This window comes from uncultured Aquimarina sp. (assembly GCF_947492115.1).
In the GTDB taxonomy this organism is placed as follows: Bacteria; Bacteroidota; Bacteroidia; order Flavobacteriales; family Flavobacteriaceae; genus Aquimarina.
Genome location: NZ_CANLMM010000072.1, coordinates 1 through 203, shown reverse-complemented (window position 1 = coordinate 203; position 203 = coordinate 1). Strand labels below are relative to the sequence as shown.

General features: G+C 39.4%; 1 protein-coding gene. It reads left to right on the top strand.

Annotated features, from left to right (window positions below; genetic code table 11):
- Nucleotides 1-203, top strand: a 203-nt coding sequence (locus Q1A73_RS24565; protein WP_299611486.1) for a hypothetical protein, incomplete at both ends; no start/stop codon positions are given.

The following is a 203-nucleotide window of genomic DNA, read 5'->3' as shown; positions in this document are numbered from 1 at the left end:
GTGGAGGAACGTATTCTGGAAATGGAGTAACTGATGATGGCAATGGAACTACTTATTCCTTTAATCCTACTACCGCAAGTACAGGAAATCAAAATATTACCTATAGTTTTACCAATGCAAATGGATGTACCGATACTGCTTCTGATACTGTAGAAGTGTTCGATCTGCCAACAGTATCCTTTACAGCTCCAGCTGATCTATGT